The sequence below is a fragment of the Actinoplanes sp. NBC_00393 genome, from assembly GCF_036053395.1.
Taxonomy (GTDB): Bacteria; Actinomycetota; Actinomycetes; order Mycobacteriales; family Micromonosporaceae; genus Actinoplanes.
Genome location: NZ_CP107942.1, coordinates 10,317,465 through 10,332,372 on the forward strand (window position 1 = coordinate 10,317,465; position 14,908 = coordinate 10,332,372).

Sequence of the window (14,908 nt, forward strand, 5' to 3'; positions counted from 1 at the left end):
GTCAGCCGCCGACCAGGCCCGAGTTGTCCTCGACCGCCCGGTCCACGATCGGCAGCTCGCGCCCGAGGATCGCGAAGGCCCGCTCGTCGCCGGGGAACATGAAGTTGCGCAGCACGTCGGTGAAGCCGAACCGCCGGTACAGCCGCCAGGCGCGGGACGCCTGCTCGTCAGCCTCCGGAGTGGACAGCAGCACGGTCTGGCCCTCGGCCATCGCGAGCAGCGCGCGCAACTGCCGGGCGCCCACCCCGTGACCCTGGGCGACCGGGCGGACGTGCAACTCGACCACCTCGAAGCAGCGGGCCAGCCAGAACCGGCGGGACGGCTCGTCCAGCGCGGAGCGCACCTGGTCGTGCCACCACTGGCCGGGGGCGGAGGTGTAGCCGTACCCGAAGCCGGCGACCCGGCCGTCCGGGGTGGTGGTGGCGACCGCGCGGAAACCGGGGCGGCGCACGTGCGAACCGATGTAGCCGCGCCGGGTCTGCAGCAGCTCCTGCCGGTAGCCCATCGCCTCGCCGTAGACGGCGACCACGTCGTCGAGCCGGCGCAGCAGGTCGTCCGGCTGCCAAGCAACGAGCCTCATCGCTCCGTCCGCTCCTTCTCGTCAGCCGTCCAGCCCAGCACGGACCGGTCGCCGCTGATGTCCTGCACCGCGAAACGGGCGAAAAGCTCCTCCGCGTACCAGCGGTCGGCCGGAGTCCGGGCGATCGCCGCGCGATGCTGCGGCTGACGGTACGCGAAAGCCGTGAGATCCGTCGTGCTGCGCCACACGCTCACCGTGCCCTGCCAGCCGATCGGCGCCTCACCCACCCCGAACCGGGCCAGCAGCCCGGGCGCCCCGGCCACCTCCCGCTCCACCGCCGGGATCGCCCGCCAGAACCGGACCGCCCGGGTGGGCCGCAACCGGGCCCGGGTGAGCGCCAGCACCATCCCGTCGGCCCGCCGGCCGGTCGGCTGGAACGGGCTGCGCCCCGACCACTCGCCGCGACTGACCAACGGCTCCAGGTCGAGGCGGGCGCGGTGGGCGGCGATCCGGTCCCAGGACGGGAAGCTGACCGGCCGGTCGCTCACCGTGATCGCCGCGTACCGGGTGAGGTCGGCGTCGCCGGGCCCGAAGCCGTGGCTGGTGCCCAGGAATTTGGCGAACCGCACCCCTGGCCGGTACCGGCGTGCGAAGCCCATCCGCAGCATGGCCTGCGCGACAGCGTGCCGGGGCACCCGCCAGACGTGCAGGCTGACTCGTTCCGTCATGCGACCTCGGCGGGGGCGCCGTCCGTGACCCGGACCAACTCGGCGTAGGTGATCGGAAAGACCGACTGCGGCACGCCGCCGGCCGCCCACACCACCGGGAACTGCCCGAGGTCCACGTCGACCAGGGTCCGGACCGGTTTCGGGTGGCCGAGCGGGGCCACCCCGCCGATCGCCTGACCGGTGTGCTGCCGGACGAACTCGGGGGTGGCCCGGCGCAGCTTCGCGACGCCGAGCGCGGCCGCCACCTTCGCGGTGTCCACCCGGTGCGCCCCGGAGGTCAGCACGAGCAGCGGCTCACCGTCCGCATCGAAGATCAGCGAGTTGGCGATCTGGCCGACCTCGATGTCCAGCGCGGCCGCCGCGGCCGCCGCGGTGTGCACCGCCTCGTCCAGGATGACGATCTCGGCCGTCACCCCGGCGCTCTCCAGGGCGTCCCGCACCGCGGTCACGTTGGGATGGTTGTGCATCCCCTCATCCTGCCGCCTTCTCGCTGGCCTCCCACAGCTGGGCCGCCAGCTGCGGGTCACGGGCGTGCGGCGCCGGGCGGGTGAGCTGGTGCCCGACGTAGTAGCCGCCGTTCTCCAGCTCCGCGGCGGGCGCGGTGGCGAGCCAGACCAGCAGCTCGCCGGCCTTCTCCGGGGTGACCAGGAAGGGCGCGTACTTGTAGAAGAACCGGGTGAGCCGTCCGGTGCCGAAGTTGGTGCGCACCACACCCGGGTGGAACGACACGCTGGTCACCTGCGGCCAGCGGCGGGCCGCCTCGGCGGTGAACAGGATGTTCGCCGCCTTGCTCGCCCCGTACGCCTGCCAGGAGTTGTACTTGCGCTGCTCACCGGCCAGGTCGGCCGGGTCGGGCCGGCCCTGCATGTGCGCGCGGGACGCGGTGTTGACCACCCGGGCGCCGTCCAGCCGGGGCAGCAGCAGCTTCGTGAGCAGGAACGGAGCGAGGTGATTGCCCTGGACGGTGGCCTCGTAGCCGTCGGTTGTCCGCCGGTACTCACCGACCATGCCACCGGCGTTGTTCGCCAGCACGTCGATCCGCTGGTATCCGGCGAGCAACTGATCGGCCAGGGCGCGCACCTCGGCGAACGACTCGAAATCGGCCCGGAAACTGGCCGGCTCCCGCCCACCGGCCTGGCGTACCTGATCGACCGCCTCGGCGAGCCGCTGCGGATTGCGGCCCACCAGCACCACCTCGTCACCGCGGGCGGCGAACTGCTTCGCGGCCGCCAGGCCCACGCCCGAACTGCCGCCGGTCACCACGATCGTCGATGCCATCTGCCGCCTCCTGCTGTCTGTCTACCCCGTGCATCCTGGCACCCTGCCGGGTTTTCAGCGCGGGGGCCAGCGCCAGGGTCACCAGGATCGAGGCGACCGCCATCACGACGATCGCCGGCCCTGCCCCGAGAAACTCGGCGGTCCCACCGGCCAGCGCGGCGCCCGCCGCCTGCATCGTCTGCATCCCCGAACCGTGCAACCCCAACGCCTGGCCACGGACCTGCGGCGGGGTGAGCTCGATCAGCCGCTCCTGCAACAGCAGCGTGGAGGAATAGCCGACCGCGGCCACCGCGACGGCGAGCGCTGCGATCGGCATCGGCAGATTCAGGGCAAAGAGCAGATAGGGTACGGCGAGCAGCAGGCGCAGATACGGCCCGAGGCGGCGGCGCAGCCCCGGCGAGAGAAAACGTCCCGCGACGACGTCGCCGGCGAGCATGCCCACCGCCGAGGCGGCCAGCAGCAGACCGGCACCCGACGGCGCGTAGGGGACGAAGAGCGCCTCGCACCCGACGATCAGGCCGTTCGGCACCCACAGCGCCAGGTAGACGGGCCGGACCGCGGGCACCGACCAGAGCTGCCGGTTGACCCGCCAGGTCGCCGCGGGGGAGGGCCGTCCCGCCGCCCGAGCGGGCCGGCTCGACAGTCCGAACCGGGCCACCAGGCCGGCGGTCAGGAAGAGCCCGGCGCCGATCAGCTGCGTCTCGGCCGGGGACAGCACGGCCACCAGCACGCCGCCGGCGGCGAACCCGCAGATCTGCATCGTCCCGTTCGCGATGTTCAGCGCGGACCGCCCCAGCAGGTAGGCGTGCTCGGGCACCACATCGGTGAGCAGCCCGCCGCGGATGCCGCCGGCCACCGAACTGACCAGGCCCATCCCGAGCAGGACCAGGAAGACGGCCCAGACCGGGAACGCCGGCACAGCCAGAAGGGCCATCAGCGCGGCCGAGCAGAGGGCTGCCCCGGCGGTCGCGGCCCTCGGCGGCAGCCGGTCCGCCGCCGAGAGCAGCAGCGTGGCGCCGAGCATCTGCGCGATCGACGGGCCGAACATGCTCAGCGCCGTGAAGAAGGGTGAGCCGGTGCGCGCGTAGACGGCGGTGGCCAGGGCGAGGCCGCCGATGGTCAGGGCGGCGCTCTGCAGGCAGGAAGTGAGGAAGAGGGGCGTGAACTCGGGGGCGCGGAAGAGTTCCCGGTAGGAGCGCATGGTGCAGCAGTCTTCGGCGGCGGCCGCAGACCCGCTAATCTTTCGCACACCGGCGAAAGATTCTCTCCTGCTTCCTGTCTGCCTCTCCGCGCTTCCTCCTCCTAGCTTTCGGGTCCCTTCCTGCTTCCTGCCTCCTCCCTTCCTGCTTCCTTGCTTCCTGTTTCCTCGCTTCCGTTACTTCTTGTGCTGAAAGGCGGTGGTCTCGGTGGGCTGGTGGCAGGTGGACGCTGACACCCTCGCCGGCAGCCGGTTCGTCCTGTCACCGCTGGCCGAGACCACGGCGGCGCTCTCCCGGCTGCGCTGGGACATGGCGGGGCAGCCCGCCGAGCGGGACTGGCTGCGAGCCCACCACCCGGCCTATGCCGCGCACCTCACGACCGATCCGGTCACGGCGGCCCTCGCCGAAGCGCTGGTGCGCCCCCGCTGGATCAGCGACCTGGTGGCCCGGCCGCCCCAGGCCGCCGAGCGGTCGTTCGCCGACGAACTGGCGGAACTGCGGGCCACCCCGCCCCCGCTCGCCCGGGAACAGCTGACCCACGACGGCCGGCTGCCGGCCGGACTGGACCGTGACGACCTCGCCGACCGGGCCGCCGACCTGCTGACCTGGGTGTGGCGGCAAACCGTGGAACCGGAGTGGCCACGACGACGGCGACTGCTCGAGGCGGACGTCCTGGCGCGCACCCGGCAACTCAGCATCGGCGGCTGGGCAGCGGCCCTGGACCGGATGCGCGGCGGGGTCCGGTGGCTCGGCGGCGGGCGGTTGCAGATCAACGGGTACGACAACCCGCCCCGCGACATCTCCGGCAGCCGGCTGTACTTCGTACCGGTCACCCTGTCCCTGGGCTGCGTGGCCTGGCACGAACAGGAGCCCCGCCGGTACGCGGTGATCTACCAGTGCGCCGGGCTGCTCGCCGACGCCGGCCGCCCGGCGCCGGAACCCGGAGCGCTGGGCCGGCTGCTGGGCCCGGTGCGAGCGCGGGTCCTGATCGAGCTGGAACAGCCGCGAACCACCAGCCAACTGGTGGCGCTGACCGGGCAGGCGCTCGGCTCGATCGGCCGCCACCTGAAGATCCTGCTGGAGGCGGGGTTGGTCGCTCGGCGCCGAGCTGGGCGAAATGTGCTGTATACGCGTACCCCGGCGGGCGACACACTGGTCCATGCCGCCGCAACCCCTCCCTCGCCCAGCTAGGCGGCGTTTCTTCCCAGCCAGCCAGCCAGCCCCGCCCGCCCGCGCGTGGCATGCGCTCTGCCGTGGTCCTGCCTGGCGCTCTTCGGCCTTTGTGCGGCTGACGCTTGTCCGTTGGCGCTTGCTCTCTTCCACCGGCCGGCCCCCGCTGTTCGCGCTTCCGTGGGCTGTCACCGCGGTCCTCGCCCCGGCCAAGGCTGGCAGAGCATGTTGCTCGTATCCCCACGCCTGTTGCGCGTACCCCACCCGGCAGCCGCTCGGCCACCCGCCGGGCTGGAGCTGTTGTCGTGCTCGCCTGCCGGTGCCCGCCGGGCTGGAGCTGTTCGTCGAGCCCGCCTACCTGCGCCCCGCCGGGCTGGAGCTGTTCGTCGAGCCCGCCTACCTGCGCCCCGCCGGGCTTGGGGCTGCTCATCGCGCCTACCGCCGCCGTACCGCGTGGCGCTAGCCGTGGCGGGCCATCGGCTGTGGCCGCCCGGCTGGCGCTCAGTGCCGTTTGGCGCCCTCGCGACAGCGCTGAGCGCCGGCCGAGGCGTCCCGCGTCTTGTCGATCACCCGTTCGAAAAGATGCCCGCCGCGGGGCCGTGAAGGTTGCGTTTTTGTCGTAGGGGGGTGTTAGTCTCTGCGGTAGTTAGAACGGATGTTCGAAAGGGCGACATCGTCCAGACGGCGACGTTCTGATCGGGAGCGTGTTTCGCGGCGCGACTCCCGAGGCGGCACCCGCGAAGTGCCGCGCGCGTGGTTCGGGCATTCGCGGGCCCGAATCCGTACAAGGCAGGCCGTCGCTCGCCACCCCCGACCCCCGGTGGCGAGCGGCGGACCCGCCGGGCGGTGCCGGCCGGGTGTGGTGTGGGGAAGCTTCACACCCGGTCGGCTCGCCGCCGGGGCAGGCTTCACGGTTTGCCCGACGGGGCTCCGGCTCTGCCCGCTGGAGCCCCGTTCCGGCCCCGGCCGGCCCGTTCGCGGGCTGGTTCGGCCCCTCACGTCGGATGCGGAACAGGCGAGGAGAAACAACCATGGCGAGCACCACTGCCCCGGGCCTCGAGCCGGCTCCCGGTCCGGCTCGTATCGGCACGGCCGCCACCAGGGCGGAGGCGCCCACAGTTCCGGCGCACATGCTGCCACACCGTTCACCGGCCCAGCTGCTGACGATCGCCCGCCAGGGGCTGGACGAGGCGGCGCACACCACCCCAGACGGCCTGCGATATGCGGCCGCCCACCTGGCTGCCCTGCGCGCGGCCGCTGCTCTGCTGGCCGCCCGCGCCCGCCCGTCCGCGCCCGGCCGCCGCACCAGGGCGACCAGCGTCTGGTCCCTGCTGGTCCTGGTGGCCCCCGAGTTCAGCGACTGGGCCGGCTACTTCGCCCTCGGCGCAGGCAAGCGCGCCGCCGCCGAGGCCGGCATCCCCCGCGTGGTGAGCGCCCGCGAGGCCGACGACCTGCTGCGCGCAGCCGAGCAGTTCGTCACCGTGGCCGAGGCCTCCCTCGGTCTGTCCTACCAGCCACCCCTGGCCGCCTGACGCCCACCGTCCGGCGTGATCGCGCCGCTTCCGGGTCCGTTGTCATGGTGGCCGCGTTGCTCTTGACCGTTATCGCGGATTCACGCTGCTCTCGGCTGTTGCCGTCGTGGTCGCGCTGCTCTCGGCTGCCGTCGGGGCTTCCCGGCCGATGTCGTGGGGGATCACGCGCCGCATCGCGGCCGCTGTCCCGAGTGCTGCCGCCGTTCTCCGGCATCGCAGGAGGTCGATGTGGTGCTAGCTCTGCATTCTGCGGGTGGTTGACCGTGGGCGGATCTCGGTACAGCGGGTTGGCAGTGGAGTCCGCCCCCGATAGCGGCGTGCCGGGCTGGGAGCCGGTGTGCCGAGTTCGGGTTGCTGTCGGCTCGCTTCCCTCTCTTCCTGAGCACCTCCGATTGGTGGACCCCTCCCGCCTTACCCCGGCCCACGGCCTCCCGCTGGACCGTGCTCTCCTGCTAGGCCGTGCCCTCCCGTCAGGCCGCGGCCTCCCGCTGGGCCGCAACGTTTTGTTGCGCGGGCGCGGTCTGCTGGTGGAGGCGTAGTGGAGGCGGGCGTGCGTACGTTGCTGGTCTGGTGTCCGGACTGGCCGATCGTCGCTGCCGAGATTGTGGATGGGGTGGCGGCCGGAGAAGCGGTCGTGGTGATGTCGAACAACCGGGTGCTGGCCTGTTCGGAGGCGGCGCGGCGGGAAGGGGTGCGGCGGGGGCTGCGGCGGCGGGAGGCGCAGAGCCGGTGTCCGTGGCTGACCGTGGTGGAGCACGATCCGGGGCGGGACGCCCGGGCCTTCGAGCCGGTGGTGGCGGCGATCGAGGAGGTCGTGGCCGGGGTCGAGGTGATCCGGGCGGGGGCGTGTGCGGTTGCGGTGCGTGGGCCGGCCCGGTATTTCGGCGGTGAGGAAGTGGCGGCCGAGCGGATCGTCGAGCAGGTCGCGCAGGCGTGCGCGGTGGAGTGCCAGGTCGGGATCGCGGAGGGTGTCTTCGCGGCCGGGATCGCGGCTCGGACGGGGCGGATCGTTCCGGTGGGGGAGACGCGGGGCTTTCTGTCGGGCGTACCCGTTGAGGCTCTGGAAAGGCCGGACCTGACTGACCTGCTGCAACGGCTGGGGGTGAAGACGCTCGGTGAGTTCGCCGCGTTGCCTGCGGGGGATGTGCTGACCAGGTTCGGATTTGATGGTGCGCTGGCGCACCGGCTGGCGTGCGGGGCCGATCACCGGCCGCTCGCGGTACGGAAGCCGCCGCTCGATCTGGCGGTCGAGGAGACCTACGACGAACCGCTGGAGCGGGTGGATGTGGCCGCGTTCGCCGGCCGGGTGCTGGCCGAGCGTCTGCACGAGGGGCTCGCCGCGCACGGGCTGGCCTGCACCCGGCTCGGGGTGGAGGCGGTCACTGTGGACGGCCAGGAGCTGTTCCGGATGTGGCGGCACGACGGCACCCTCACCGCCACGGCCATCGCCGACCGGGTGCGCTGGCAGTTGGACGGCTGGCTCACCGGGGCGCGGCGCGGTGTCCTGGACCGGCCCACCGCCGGGCTGGTCCGGTTGCGGCTGGTGCCGGACGGGGTTCTGGTCCATCTCGGACTACAGCCCGGCCTCTGGGGTGACACCGGTGCGGAGCGGGACCGGGCGCACCGGGTCTTCAGCCGGGTGCAGGGTCTGCTCGGTCCGAACGCGGTAGTGACTCCGGTGCTCGGTGGCGGGCGATCGGCGGATGATCAGATTCGGTTGGTGCCGTGGGGGGACGAGCGCGAGCCGTCCCGGCCCGGTGCCGTCCACGCCGACCCGATTCCCCGCGTCGCGGTGGCCGCGGAGCGACCCGCAGCGCCGCTTCTGCGCCTGGTCAGGTCGATGGCCGAGGACAAAGTGGTCAGGCGGGACGCGGTCGAGGGCGAGGCGGCGGGGGATGAGGCAGGCGAGGAATTGGCTGCCGTGGTGCAGCTCCGGCCGGGGCGGGCAGCGCCGGGATCACGCCTGCGATCGGTCCCGGATATTTCGGCCGATCCCATTAACAGCGGGCCAGTGCAGCCCGGCGGCGGGCCGGGCGAGCCTGAGCCCGACGGTGCGCGGGCCGGCGGCGGGCTGAGGGAATCCGGCGGTGCGCGGGCCGGCGGTGAAGCGGTCAGCCTGGCCGAGGCTCGCGGTGGGCGGTCCGGCCACAGCCGGACGGCGCTGGGGAAAGGTCCGCAAGGCCGGGAGGAAGCAGCAGGAAAGGGTGAGTGGCCCGTGCCCGGCCCGGCGAAGCGGCCCGGCCGGAAAGCCGCCCGGCAGATTGCGTTGCCGCCCTGGCCGGGCCGTTTGCCGCGGCCGGCGCCGGCGATGGTTCCGGCCCGGCCGGCGCCGGCTGTGGTGCTCGATGCGGCCGGCCGGCCGGTCGGGGTGAGCGCCCGGCTCGAGCTGAGCGGGCCGCCGGTGACCGTCACTGTGGAGCGCGGCGCCCCGGCCGAGATCGTCGGCTGGGCCGGACCGTGGCCGGTGGACGAGCGCTGGTGGGCGGCCGGGGAGGCACGGCGGCAGGCCAGGTTCCAGGTGATGCTGGCCGGCGGGCGGGCGATGCTGTTGTCGCTGGCCAGCGGCCATTGGCTGGTGGAAGCGGTGTACGACTGATGGGCTTCAACAATCCGGATGTCCCCTGGTCACAGCTGGAGGGCGCGCTGTCCGGCCGGAAAAGGGACCTGTGGGCGGTCAACGACGACCAGCCGGTGGTGGATCCGCTCGCGATCGACGGGGACGGCGGCGACTCACCGGCCTGGAGCCGGAAACGCCAGCCCTACCAGGCCACGCCCGGCCTGGTGCGGTCCGAGAGCACCACGGCGTACGCGGAATTGCACTGCCACACCAACTTCAGCTTCCTGGACGGCGCCAGCCACCCCGAGGAACTCGCCGAGGAGGCGGCCCGGCTGGGTCTGCGGGGTCTGGCGGTCACCGATCATGACGGTTTCTACGGTGTGGTCCGGTTTTCCCAGGCGGCCCGGGAGCTGGGCCTGCCGACGATCTTCGGCGCCGAGTTGTCGCTGGGGCTGTCCCGGCCGCAGAACGGGGAGCCGGACCCGGAGGGCGTACATCTGCTGGCTCTGGCGCACGGACACGAGGGCTACTCCCGGCTGGCCCGGGTGATCTCGCAGGCCCAGTTGCGGGGCGGGGAGAAGGGGAAACCCGACTACGGCGACGTGGAGCAGGTGGCCGAGGTGCTCAAGGACCATGTGCTGGTGCTGACCGGCTGCCGCAAGGGCACGGTTCCGCAGGCGCTGGCCACCGGCGGCATCGAGAAAGCGGCGTACGAGTTGGACCGCCTCGTCGACCTGTTCGGCGCTCCGAACGTGGCGGTGGAGCTGACCGCTCACGGTGACCCGTACGACGACGATCGCAACGACGTCCTGTTCGACCTGGCCGGCAGCCGCGGGCTGGAGGTGGTCGCCACCAACAACGTGCACTACGCGACCCCGTCCCGGCGCCGGCTGGCGACCGCTCTGGCCGCGGTCCGGGCCCGGCGCAGCCTGGACGACATGGACGGCTGGCTGCCCGGGGCCGGCGCCGCCCATCTGCGCAGCGGGGACGAGATGGCCCGCCGGTTCGCCGCCTACCCGAAAGCGGTGGCGAACGCCGCGATGTTCGGTGAGGGTCTCGCCTTCAACCTGGATCTGGTCGCGCCGAGGCTGCCGGACTACCCGGTGCCGAGCGGGCACACCGAGATGAGCTGGCTGCGGGAGCTGACCATGGACGGCGCCCGGAAACGGTACGGCGAGCATCACCCGAAGGCCTATGCGCAGATCGAGAAGGAACTGCGCATGATCGAGGAACTCGGCTTCCCCGGCTATTTCCTCGTCGTTTACGACATAGTCCGATTTTGCCGGGAAAACAACATCTACTGCCAGGGGCGCGGATCAGCGGCCAACTCCGCGGTCTGCTACGCGCTGTGGATTACCAACGTCGACTCGGTGAAGTACGGCCTGCTCTTCGAGCGCTTCCTCGCCCCGGAACGCGACGGCCCACCCGACATCGACGTGGACATCGAGTCGGACCGGCGCGAGGAGGTCATCCAGCACGTCTACGGGAAGTACGGCCGGGAGCACACCGCGCAGGTGGCGAACGTGATCTCGTACCGGCCGCGGTCGGCGGTGCGCGACATCGCCCGGGCGTTCGGTTTCTCACCCGGCCAGCAGGACGCCTGGAGCAAGCAGATCGACCGCTGGGGTGACGTGGCGGCAGCCGACGAGGACATCCCGCAGCAGGTGATCGACTTTGCCAACGAGGTGCAGACCTTCCCGCGGCATCTCGGCATCCACTCCGGCGGCATGGTGATCTGCGACCGGCCGATCATCGAGGTCTGTCCGGTGGAGTGGGGGCGGATGCCGGGCCGCACGGTCCTGCAGTGGGACAAGGACGACTGTGCCGCCGTCGACCTGGTCAAGTTCGACCTGCTCGGGCTCGGGATGCTGTCGGCGCTGCACTACGCCTACGACATGATCGAGGACGAGCTGGACATCAGCACGATGCCGCTCGACGACGAAGAGGTCTACGCGATGCTCTGCCGGGCCGACTCGGTCGGGGTCTTCCAGGTGGAGAGCCGCGCCCAGATGGCCACGCTGCCCCGCCTCAAGCCGGACAAGTTCTACGACCTGGTCATCGAGGTGGCGCTGATCCGTCCCGGTCCGATTCAGGGCGGCTCGGTCCACCCGTACATCCGCCGCAAGAACGGCCTCGAGCCGCCCCTCGTGCCGCACCACCTGATGGAGAACGCGCTGGCCAAGACCCTCGGCGTGCCGCTCTTCCAGGAGCAGCTGATGCAGCTGGCGATCGATGTGGCCGGCTTCGACGCGGCCGAGGCCGACCAGCTGCGGCGCGCGATGGGCGCGAAGCGCTCCATCACCAAGATGGAGAAGATCAAGAAGCGACTGTACGACGGGATGGCCGCGAACGGGATCAACGGCGAACTCGCCGACGACCTGTTCCTGAAGCTCTCCGCCTTCGCCAGTTACGGCTTCCCGGAGAGCCACGCGATGAGCTTCGCCTACCTGGTCTACGCGAGCGCCTGGCTGAAGCGGTACCACCCGGCGGCGTTCTGCGCGGCCCTTCTCAACGCCCAGCCGATGGGTTTCTACTCGCCGCAGACGCTGGTCGACGACGCCCGCCGGCACGGTGTCGAGGTGCGCCGGCCGGACATCAACCTGAGCGACGCGGCGGCCACCCTGGAGACCACGCCGCAGACCCGCCGCAAGAGCGAGCCGGGGGAACCGCCGCACGCCTGGGGACTCGGTGGTCCGGCCGTCCGGCAGGGGCTGTCCAGTGTCCGCACGATCGGGGCCGAGCTCGCCGAGCGGATCGAGGAGGAACGCAAGGCGAACGGGATGTACAAGTCGATGACGGATCTCGCTCGGCGTACCGGATGCTCGACTGCCCACCTGGAGGCCCTCGCGACCGCCGATGCTTTTGCGGGTTTCGGTCTTTCGCGCCGTGAGGCGCTCTGGGCCGCGGGTGCGGCCGCCCTGGACAAACCGGACCGTCTGCCCGGCACGGTGACCGGCACGGACGCGCCGATGCTGCCCGGTATGAGCGAGGTGGACGAGCTGGTCGCGGACGTCTGGGCGACCGGGTTGTCGCCGGACACGCATCCGGCGCGGTTCATCCGGACCGAGTTGGAGCAGGCCGGCGCGCTGCCGATCGACCGGCTGCCGGAGGTGGAGGCGGGCACCCGGATCCGGGTCGGCGGGATCGTCACCCACCGGCAGCGGCCGGCCACCGCGGGCGGGGTGACGTTCGTGAACCTGGAGGACGAGACCGGGATGCTCAACGTGACCTGCTCGCCGGGGCTCTGGCAGCGCTATCGGCGGGTGGCTCGCAGCAGCACCGCCCTGCTGGTCCGGGGCCGGCTGGAGAAGGCCGAGGGAGTGCTGAACCTGGTGGCCGACCGGCTCGAGGAGGTGACACCACCGGTGACCCCCGCGTCTCGCGATTTCCGGTGAATTGCACCTTTCGCGGTATAGGGTGCACTCCGAAACGATCCGGGGGTGCACCATGATTCATACGATGATCGGCCTTGTCGCGATGTCTGCCGGGCTGGTGGGCGGTCCCGCGCCCCGTGCCGACCTCACCCTGACCTACGAGGCCGACGCCGGCTTCGCGGCGGCCGTCAAACTGACCTGCGATCCGGTCGGAGGCGGTCACCCCAAACCCGCCCAGGCCTGCACCATGCTGCGGAAGGCCGGTGCGGACCCGGGCAAGCTGGAGCCGGGCGACTCCATGTGTGTGCTGCTCTACCAGCCGGTGAAAGCCGAGCTCAAGGGGACGTGGCGGGGGCGGTCCGTGCAATGGACGCAGACCTACGGCAACACCTGCGAGATGAACCGCGCGACGGGTGTCCTCTTCGACTTCTAGGTCAGGGCTAGTCTGCCCTGGTGGAAACTGCATCTGCGCGTACCGGCAGGCCGGCCCGCACCGCGGCGGTCTGGGCGGTTCTCCGCCGGGAGTTGGACCGGCACGCCGGCCGGGAGCTGACCGTGCTGGACGTCGGCGGCGGGACCGGCGGGTTCGCCGTGCCGCTCGCCGAGGCCGGCCACACCGTCACGGTGATCGACGCGAGCCCGGACGCGCTCGCCGCCCTGACCCGGCGCGCCGCCGATGCGGGCGTCGCCGACCGGGTCCGTGCCGTGCAGGGCGACGGCGACGCGCTGGCCGGCCTGGTCGCGCCCGGCAGCGCCGACCTGATCCTGTGCCACTCGGTGCTCGAGGTGGTCGACGAACCCACCCGGGTGGTGTCGGCGATCGCCGCCGCGCTGCGTCCCGGCGGCGCGGTCAGCCTGCTGGTGGCCAGCCGGGCCGCCGCGATCCTCGGCCGGGCCGTCAACGGCCATCTGCACGCGGCGGCCGCCCTGGTCACCGACCCGGCCGGGCGCGCCGGGCCGCGCGACACCCTGCTGCGCAGGTACGACGCGGACAGCGCCACCGCCCTCCTGCAGGCCGCGGGTCTGCAGGTGGAGGAGACCCATGGGGTACGTGTGGTCGCCGACCTGCTGCCGGCCGCGGTGCTCGAGGAGGACCCGCAGGCCGTCCTGGAGCTGGAGCTGGCGCTGAGCTCGCGCCCGCCGTTCCGGGACATCGCCTCCCAACTGCACCTCTTCGCTCGTCGCACCGCATGAGCACGCCCGAGGACGGCCTGCACCCCGACGCGTTGCGGACGCTGTCCCCGGCGTACGGATCAGGAAGCCTGGCCGACCTGCTGCCCAGCGCCTGTGCCGTGCTCGGCGTGCCCGGCGCGGTGGACGTCCTCGGCCTCGCCGCCCGCCTGGACGGCATCGACAAGATCGGCGTGCTGCTGGTCGACGGCCTCGGCGCCTATCAGCTGCCGCTGGCCGCCCCGCACGCGCCGGTCCTCGCCGACCTCGCCGCCGGCGGCCGCGGTCACGCCGGCACGCTGACCGCCGGCTTCCCCTCCACCACGCCGGTCAGCCTGGTCACGCTCGGCACCGGCGTGCCGCCCGGGTCGCACGGCATCCTCGGGTTCACCGTGCGCCGCCCGGACGGCGGCGTGCTCACCCACATCTTCTGGGGCGACGACCCCGACCCGCGGCAGTGGCAGCCGGTGCCCACCTGGATGGAGACCGCCGTGGCCGCCGGGGTGCGGGTCACCGTGGTCAGCCGGCCGGCGTTCGAGGGCAGCGGCCTCAGCCTGGCGGCCAACCGCGGCGGCGTCTACCACGGCGCCGGTGACGGCCCGGCCGTCGCCGCCGGGATGATCGCGGCGCTGAGCGCGGGCCCCGGCCCGGCCCTGGTCTACGGCTACCACCCGGACCTCGACCACTTCGGCCACGAGGACGGCGTCGGCTCGGAGAACTGGCGCCGCGCGGCCCGCGGCGTGAACGACCTCCTCGACCAACTGGTCCACGACCTGCCGCCGGGCGCCGCCCTGCTGGTGGTCGCCGACCACGGCCAGCTCAACATCCCGGAGGGCGGCCGCTACGACATGGCCGACATCCCGGCCCTGAGCGACGGCGTGATCGGGGTGGCCGGCGAACCCCGGGTCCGCTACCTGTACGCCGCCGACGGCGCCCTGGACACCGTCCTGGCGAACTGGCGCGGCGTGTTCGGCCGCGACGCGCGCGTGCTGGCCCGGGACGAGGCGATCAGCGAGGGCTGGTTCGGCCCGGTGCCGCCGGCCCATGCGAACCGGATCGGCGACGTCGTGGTGATCTGTCAGGGACGGGCCGTGTCGGTCGCTTCCGGCTGGGAGCCGGACAAAGCAGGACGCCTCGTGGCCTATCACGGGTCGGTCACCGCAGCCGAGATGACCGTTCCGTTGTTGATCGTGCGCTGACCCGTCGTACCCGCCCTGAGCACGTGTGTTGGAGCACCGGACCGCTCCGCCATCCGGTCTTTTGCGACGAACCGATCTTCCGGGCACGGAAAATCACCCGCACTCGGCCGTCGTCCGGCTTTCCGACCCGCCAACCCGCTCGTAGACTTGCGTGATAAGGCAGCCGAGGGCTGCCCCGTTT

General features: G+C 72.4%; 12 protein-coding genes. 7 read left to right on the forward strand and 5 right to left on the reverse strand.

Features of this window, described 5'->3' with window-relative positions:
• Position 1: 1 nt before the first annotated feature.
• Genes OHA21_RS47930 through OHA21_RS47950 form a run of 5 tightly spaced genes read right to left on the reverse strand, consistent with a single transcriptional unit; the run spans position 2 to position 3,727 of the window.
• Entirely contained in the window at positions 2-580 is a 579-nt protein-coding gene (locus OHA21_RS47930) for a GNAT family N-acetyltransferase (protein ID WP_328467058.1), read from the reverse strand.
• Entirely contained in the window at positions 577-1,248 is a 672-nt protein-coding gene (locus OHA21_RS47935) for a monooxygenase (RefSeq protein WP_328467060.1), read from the reverse strand. Before OHA21_RS47935 ends, OHA21_RS47930 begins: the two co-directional genes overlap by 4 nt.
• Positions 1,245-1,715 (reverse strand): YbaK/EbsC family protein, encoded by a 471-nt coding sequence (locus OHA21_RS47940; RefSeq protein ID WP_328467062.1) that lies wholly within the window; start codon positions 1,713-1,715, stop codon positions 1,245-1,247. The genes OHA21_RS47935 and OHA21_RS47940 overlap by 4 nt, the downstream gene beginning before the upstream one ends.
• Before the next feature lie 4 nt (positions 1,716-1,719).
• On the reverse strand, positions 1,720-2,526 hold the full coding sequence (locus tag OHA21_RS47945; RefSeq protein ID WP_328467064.1) for an SDR family NAD(P)-dependent oxidoreductase: 807 nt from the start codon (positions 2,524-2,526) through the stop codon (positions 1,720-1,722).
• Complete coding sequence (locus OHA21_RS47950) at positions 2,447-3,727, reverse strand: MFS transporter (protein ID WP_328467066.1); 1,281 nt, start codon at positions 3,725-3,727, stop codon at positions 2,447-2,449. Before OHA21_RS47950 ends, OHA21_RS47945 begins: the two co-directional genes overlap by 80 nt.
• Before the next feature lie 220 nt (positions 3,728-3,947).
• On the opposite strand from OHA21_RS47950, the gene OHA21_RS47955 reads away from it, so the two are divergent.
• The 7 genes from OHA21_RS47955 (at position 3,948) to OHA21_RS47985 (ending at position 14,727) form a co-directional block, all read left to right on the forward strand.
• Positions 3,948-4,916 (forward strand): ArsR/SmtB family transcription factor, encoded by a 969-nt coding sequence (locus OHA21_RS47955; protein ID WP_328467068.1) that lies wholly within the window; start codon positions 3,948-3,950, stop codon positions 4,914-4,916.
• A gap of 1,109 nt (positions 4,917-6,025) precedes the next feature.
• The gene (locus OHA21_RS47960) at positions 6,026-6,427 is read left to right on the forward strand and encodes an SAV_6107 family HEPN domain-containing protein (RefSeq protein ID WP_328478984.1); all 402 of its coding nucleotides are present in this window, start codon (positions 6,026-6,028) and stop codon (positions 6,425-6,427) included.
• A 538-nt stretch (positions 6,428-6,965) separates the two neighbouring features.
• A complete protein-coding gene (locus tag OHA21_RS47965; protein ID WP_328467070.1) occupies positions 6,966-9,023 on the forward strand; it encodes a DNA polymerase Y family protein in 2,058 nt (685 codons plus the stop codon).
• The gene (locus tag OHA21_RS47970; RefSeq protein ID WP_328467072.1) at positions 9,023-12,379 is read left to right on the forward strand and encodes an error-prone DNA polymerase; all 3,357 of its coding nucleotides are present in this window, start codon (positions 9,023-9,025) and stop codon (positions 12,377-12,379) included. The genes OHA21_RS47965 and OHA21_RS47970 overlap by 1 nt, the downstream gene beginning before the upstream one ends.
• A gap of 64 nt (positions 12,380-12,443) precedes the next feature.
• Positions 12,444-12,791 (forward strand): SSI family serine proteinase inhibitor, encoded by a 348-nt coding sequence (locus OHA21_RS47975; RefSeq protein ID WP_328467074.1) that lies wholly within the window; start codon positions 12,444-12,446, stop codon positions 12,789-12,791.
• A gap of 20 nt (positions 12,792-12,811) precedes the next feature.
• Complete coding sequence (locus tag OHA21_RS47980; RefSeq protein WP_328467076.1) at positions 12,812-13,552, forward strand: methyltransferase domain-containing protein; 741 nt, start codon at positions 12,812-12,814, stop codon at positions 13,550-13,552.
• Entirely contained in the window at positions 13,549-14,727 is a 1,179-nt protein-coding gene (locus OHA21_RS47985) for an alkaline phosphatase family protein (protein WP_328467078.1), read from the forward strand. The genes OHA21_RS47980 and OHA21_RS47985 overlap by 4 nt, the downstream gene beginning before the upstream one ends.
• The last annotated feature ends 181 nt before the right edge of the window (positions 14,728-14,908 follow it).

Coding starts and splice junctions, on each gene's coding strand:
- OHA21_RS47930 (WP_328467058.1), bottom strand. CDS start 580: ATGAGGCTCGTTGCTTGGCAGCCGGACGACCTGCTGCGCCGGCTCGAC.
- OHA21_RS47935 (WP_328467060.1), bottom strand. CDS start 1,248: ATGACGGAACGAGTCAGCCTGCACGTCTGGCGGGTGCCCCGGCACGCT.
- OHA21_RS47940 (WP_328467062.1), bottom strand. CDS start 1,715: ATGCACAACCATCCCAACGTGACCGCGGTGCGGGACGCCCTGGAGAGC.
- OHA21_RS47945 (WP_328467064.1), bottom strand. CDS start 2,526: ATGGCATCGACGATCGTGGTGACCGGCGGCAGTTCGGGCGTGGGCCTG.
- OHA21_RS47950 (WP_328467066.1), bottom strand. CDS start 3,727: ATGCGCTCCTACCGGGAACTCTTCCGCGCCCCCGAGTTCACGCCCCTC.
- OHA21_RS47960 (WP_328478984.1), top strand. CDS start 6,026: ATGCTGCCACACCGTTCACCGGCCCAGCTGCTGACGATCGCCCGCCAG.
- OHA21_RS47970 (WP_328467072.1), top strand. CDS start 9,023: ATGGGCTTCAACAATCCGGATGTCCCCTGGTCACAGCTGGAGGGCGCG.
- OHA21_RS47975 (WP_328467074.1), top strand. CDS start 12,444: ATGATCGGCCTTGTCGCGATGTCTGCCGGGCTGGTGGGCGGTCCCGCG.
- OHA21_RS47985 (WP_328467078.1), top strand. CDS start 13,549: ATGAGCACGCCCGAGGACGGCCTGCACCCCGACGCGTTGCGGACGCTG.